7 protein-coding genes and 1 pseudogene are annotated in these 4,943 nt (G+C 38.3%); 7 read left to right on the forward strand and 1 reads right to left on the reverse strand.

Annotated features, from left to right (window positions below; all coding sequences use genetic code 11):
* From WAM07_RS04390 to WAM07_RS04415, 6 genes are all read left to right on the forward strand, one after another.
* On the forward strand, nt 1-456 hold a 456-nt coding region (locus tag WAM07_RS04390), incomplete at its 5' end, for a hypothetical protein (protein WP_422165100.1).
* Between the two features lie 272 nt (nt 457-728).
* Nucleotides 729-1,025, forward strand: coding sequence for a hypothetical protein (locus WAM07_RS04395; protein ID WP_422165102.1), 297 nt, complete (start codon nt 729-731; stop codon nt 1,023-1,025).
* 6 nt (nt 1,026-1,031) lie between these two features.
* Nucleotides 1,032-1,433 (forward strand): hypothetical protein, encoded by a 402-nt coding sequence (locus WAM07_RS04400; protein ID WP_422165103.1) that lies wholly within the window; start codon nt 1,032-1,034, stop codon nt 1,431-1,433.
* A complete protein-coding gene (locus WAM07_RS04405; RefSeq protein WP_422165105.1) occupies nt 1,430-1,708 on the forward strand; it encodes a hypothetical protein in 279 nt (92 codons plus the stop codon). Before WAM07_RS04400 ends, WAM07_RS04405 begins: the two co-directional genes overlap by 4 nt.
* Nucleotides 1,709-2,098: 390 nt before the next feature.
* A complete protein-coding gene (locus WAM07_RS04410; RefSeq protein WP_422165107.1) occupies nt 2,099-2,293 on the forward strand; it encodes a hypothetical protein in 195 nt (64 codons plus the stop codon).
* 148 nt (nt 2,294-2,441) lie between these two features.
* A complete protein-coding gene (locus tag WAM07_RS04415; RefSeq protein WP_422165109.1) occupies nt 2,442-3,179 on the forward strand; it encodes a TspO/MBR family protein in 738 nt (245 codons plus the stop codon).
* 68 nt (nt 3,180-3,247) lie between these two features.
* On the opposite strand, the gene WAM07_RS04420 is transcribed toward WAM07_RS04415, so the two are convergent.
* The gene (locus WAM07_RS04420) at nt 3,248-3,961 is read right to left on the reverse strand and encodes a GntR family transcriptional regulator (protein WP_422165110.1); all 714 of its coding nucleotides are present in this window, start codon (nt 3,959-3,961) and stop codon (nt 3,248-3,250) included.
* A 147-nt stretch (nt 3,962-4,108) separates the two neighbouring features.
* Here WAM07_RS04420 and WAM07_RS04425 point away from each other — a divergent pair.
* Nucleotides 4,109-4,943 (forward strand): annotated as a pseudogene (locus WAM07_RS04425) (6-phospho-alpha-glucosidase); the annotation flags it as partial.

A 4,943-nucleotide genomic window follows, 5' to 3' on the forward strand; every position in this document is an offset into this window, starting at 1 on the left:
AAATACGAGCAAGAAACGGAAAGTTTACAAAGTAAGATCGAAGAGTATAAGGATAAAAATAGAAGGCATCAGGCAGAGATGAAAAACACTATAAATGAAAAGAAACAACTGGCCGAAGAGTTTGGAAACCAAAAATCCTCCTGGTCCAAGCAAAAGGAGGAACATAAAGCAAAAGTAGAGCAATTGTATGCTGAAATAGAACGTTTACAAAACGCGAACACCAATATACAAGAACAATATGAGGATCAAAAAGCAGCTTTAGAAAAAGAAAAAGAAGAGGAGGCAGTTCTTTTAACGGATATGGAGAAGCAAATGAATTTCCTATTAGGTGGAACTATGAGAGAAGATAATCCGTTTAATGGAAAGGTCGCTTTTATTAAAGCATTAGAACGAAAGCTAGAGGAACTGACGAATGATATTCATGAGTTAGAAGAGAGTATTGATGGAATAGACTGAATGCAGAGTACTAGTTTGAATCGATCGCAGTATTCAGTACAGCTTTACCAGTTTCATATAATGATGCTGCCGCAAAAAGACAATCCACCGGTATGGCGGGTTGTTTTTTTAGTATTCTTATAGAGTTGCAGTGATCATAGCTTTCCATTGAAGAAGAGGAGGTGATAACTAATTCCTTATCTTTAATTTAGCGTGATAATAAAGGTGATTACATAATTCTGGAGAATACTTAAAACATGAAGGGGTAAAAAATATTCAAGTTAGTGAGGTGAATGGAAATTAGTAAAGGCAGTCAATATTTAATTGAAACGTATGTTAATCATTTTTCGCGTGATCTTAATAACAGGCTTCTAATGAGTTCCCCGTCACTGCTTTCGTTTTTGGATAAAGATAAGAATATTATTTGGCATTCTCCACTAGAAAACAGAACTCCTAAAGAGTATCGAAATGATTTTCTCGATTTGTATGATGAATGGAAGAACGCTGAATCTCAAATAAAGGACTACTGGCCTACCCAGGGTCCAAGGTGGGATGGCATAGCCATGGTGCAGGGTAAGGGTGGGACGTAAGGATTATTGTTAGTAGAAGCAAAAGCTCACGTAAACGAAATGACATCTAAGATAAAAGCAACGGATCCCCACAGTATAGAACTGATAGAACGAACAATTAAAGAGACAAAAACATTTTTAGGATCAGAAGCCACTATGCATACATGGTTGCATCATTACTATCAACTCTCCAATCGTTTAGCTTACTTGTATATATTGAATGAAAAAATGAAGATACCAACCTGGCTTGCGCTTGTGAATTTTATCGATGACGATAGTCATAAGCCAACTCCCATTAACCAATGGATGAATCATTACCAGGAAGTGTTTGAAGAAATGGATATAAATTTTAACTCTTCAAATCTGCTCAATCGTTTAGTGACCCTGTTTCCGAAAAGCTTAAAAGGAGACAACGGAGGGGTGGAATGACCGTGAAGATATATGAAGAAAAACAAATAAAAGGAACTGATACGACGGTTGTGGAATTTTGGCGCTGGGTTTATTCAGATCTATTAAGTAACACAACTAGAGGAATTTTGGCTGAATTTTTAGTGGGGTATGCTTTAGGGCTAACTCATGAACCCCGGGTTGAATGGGATAAAGCGGACTTTGTTTATAAAGGAAGATTAATAGAGGTGAAGTCGTCAGCTTATATACAGGCGTGGGAACAACAGAAGCCTTCTAAAATTATATTTAATATATGAGGCAAAAGCGTGGAACTCTACTACAGGAAAAATGAGCTCTGAAGCACAGCGCAATTCGGAGTGCTATGTATTTTGCGTGTACACGGATCAGGATAAATCTAATTATGACATTCTTGATGTAAATCGTTGGGATTACTTTGTACTGTCTACGTCATTTTTGGATGAATTCTTTCCTCAGCAAAAAACGATTTCACTTTCAACGATCCATAAATTTTGCTCTCCAGTTAGATTTAGTAATTTAAAAAGAGAAATCGATAGTCTCCTACGGTAACACTTAGTAATATCGTTCAAGCTTACACGCTTGTAAGACTACTGTTTATAGCAAACTATAAAAATTCCTTATAAATCCTTCTTATTTTGTCCATACTGATCCTAAAAAGGGTGATGAAAATGACTTATATGGAAAAGACCAACCAGGTAATCATGGAATTGAAGAAAGAGGAGCGAGCTCAGTTCGGCAACTATTCTTATAGTCCAGCCGGTTTTACAGATGGAAAACAGGATGTGCCTGAGTGGGAAGTCCGGCAGTTTGTTCTCAACTATTTTTTAGTTCTGGAAAACTCAAATAAATATCAATACAAGTAAAAAATCTCCAAAATGTTTTTAAGACTGTCGAGAAATTATCAGCAGTCTTTTTTTTATGTTCATTTTTGATGTTCTTGTGAAAATCGTTTTATTCAGGGGGGAGAAGGAATAATATGTATCATAGCTGTTTTTGAAAAGGAGTGTTCCTATGGGCAAATTTATTTTAAATCTACTCGCTTATTTACTTGTTGTGGTCGTTAATGGACTCGCCAATACGCTGCCGCTTAATGGTCAGACGACGGGGGAAATTTCCAACAGGCTAAACGTTCTGTTTACTCCGGCTGGATATGTGTTCAGTATATGGGGGTTAATCTACATCCTGCTTGGCATCTGGGTTCTCCGACAGTTTCCAGCCAGCAGACGAGATCTGCCTATTTATCAAGCGGTAAGTGGACTCTTCGTGTTAAGCTGCATTCTGAACAGTCTTTGGATATTTATGTGGCATTACAACTTCTTTGGACTATCGGTCATCGTCATGATCCTTTTACTTCTTACTCTTATTCGTCTTTATATAAAAGCGGAAGCGGTAGATGCTTCATTTCTGGACCGGCTGCCATTTTCCGTTTATCTTGGGTGGATCAGCGTAGCTACTATTGCTAACATCAGCTATTACCTAACGTACGTTGAGTGGAGCGGATTTGGGATTTCTGCTTCTGTCTGGACGTTCATCCTTCTCATTATAGCGACTCTGCTTGCTTTCTATATCTTAATAACCAAAAATGACTGGGTGTATCCGCTCGTGTTTGTCTGGGCGTTCGTCGGAATAGGGGTTCAAAATCAGGATGCAGATGTGCCGCTTGTGGTGTACTCTTCTTATATTTTTGCCGCTGTCATTCTGGTAGTTACAGTCTTTTTTGCTTTGAAGCAAAGAAAAAGACAGGAGTAAATTAAACAGAAAAGGGTGCTTCTCCAATTTGTGAGAAGCACCCTTTTCTCATGTTCTGCCTGACTTGATTATTGGAGTCTCTTAGCCCGAAGAGTAAATTTATATTCGTCACTTTTAAAATAGTTCTCGCTGTATTCGAAAACCGTTCCATCTACAAAAATACTATAGGATTGCATTTTTAATATTGGATTAGATTCATCCACAGTTAAAGCCTCCGCAATATCCGGGGTTGGTAAAACAGGGATCACTTCCTGAAAGCTTTCCTTAATCTTTTTTCCTACTTCTTTTTCAATGTAGTCATATTTTGATCCAGTCATAATGCTATATGATAGATTCGGAAACATTGTTACCGGAAGATAGGTTTCTTCCAATACATAGGGAGTTTCATCCACGAGTCGCTGCCTGCGTACAAAAAAGACTTTTTCTCCGTCCGAAAGCCTGAGCATTCTTTTTATATAATCAGTAGGATCAATCAATTGGAAGTCGAGAATGCGGTTGACCGGTTGTTTATTAAGCTTTCTCATTTCTTCTGTAAAACTGATTAATTCAAATATATTATGTTCAATTTTTTGTTCTTTCACATAGGTTCCGCTTCCCTGAATTCTTTCCAATAATCCTTCTTCCACAAGTACTTTAACAGCCTGCCGCACGGTGACTCGAGAGGCTTGATATTGTTCAGAAAGATGGAGTTCCGTTGGTATAGCCTCTCCTTCTTTCCAAACCCCTTCAGAAATATCTTCTTTTATTTGTTGTGCAATTCTCCGATATAAAGGAGCTGCCATACGAATTCCTCCTGTTCATCTATATACACATTATACCCAAATATAATAAAAATTTCGATACAAATGTTGACGCTTTCATAAATATGTATTATATTCATGTTAATAAATAATTAATACAAATATAATACCTATTAGGAGGCGTAACATATGAAAAAGCAAAACCTTGTGGTTGTGGGCGGCGGTAGTACCTACACCATTGGTATGATCATGAGTTTAGTGGCGGAGAAAGATCAATTCCCGTTAAAATCGATTACTTTCTATGACACGAACGCTGAACGCCAGGAAAAAATAGCAAAAGCTTCAGAAATCATTTTGCGTGAGAAATATCCAGAACTTGAGTCGTTCAACTATACGACGAATAAGAAGGAAGCATTAACAGACGCTGACTTTGTTTTTGTTCAAATTCGTACCGGCGGGCTTGCGATGCGTGAGCAGGATGAACAGATTCCACTTCGATACGGGGCTGTAGGGCAGGAAACATGCGGCCCTGGCGGCATGGCTTATGGGCTTCGTTCTATTGGAGATATGATTGATCTCGTCAATGATATTCGCCATTACTCCCCGGAAGCCTGGATTTTAAATTACACGAATCCAGCTGCCATTGTTGCGGAAGCTCTCCGCCGTGAATTTCCTGAAGATAAGAAGCTGCTGAATATTTGTGATATGCCGGCGGCAATTATGGTGAGTTATGCCGGAATACTAGGTAAGGACGTGTTTGATCTTGTCCCTGAATACTTTGGTCTTAATCACTTTGGCTGGTTTACTAGAATCTTAGATAAAGACGGCAAGGATCATACAGACACGATTAAGCGTGCTATTACAGAGGATGGATTTATTCCGGAGGATGCTGAGATCGCTAATGATCCTTCCTGGATTAAAACGTTTAAACAAGTCGAGCAGATGGTGACAGATTTTCCTGAATATTTACCAAACACGTATTTGCAGTATTATTTATATCCTTCACAGATGGTGGATAAAGAGG

This window comes from Halobacillus sp., assembly GCF_049282395.1.
Classification (GTDB): domain Bacteria; phylum Bacillota; class Bacilli; order Bacillales; family Halobacillaceae; genus Halobacillus.

Bases quoted from the DNA above. Each gene is read 5' to 3' on its own strand.
- WAM07_RS04405 (WP_422165105.1), top strand. From the start codon at position 1,430: ATGACCGTGAAGATATATGAAGAAAAACAAATAAAAGGAACTGATACG.
- WAM07_RS04410 (WP_422165107.1), top strand. From the start codon at position 2,099: ATGACTTATATGGAAAAGACCAACCAGGTAATCATGGAATTGAAGAAA.
- WAM07_RS04395 (WP_422165102.1), top strand. From the start codon at position 729: ATGGAAATTAGTAAAGGCAGTCAATATTTAATTGAAACGTATGTTAAT.
- WAM07_RS04415 (WP_422165109.1), top strand. From the start codon at position 2,442: ATGGGCAAATTTATTTTAAATCTACTCGCTTATTTACTTGTTGTGGTC.
- WAM07_RS04420 (WP_422165110.1), bottom strand. From the start codon at position 3,961: ATGGCAGCTCCTTTATATCGGAGAATTGCACAACAAATAAAAGAAGAT.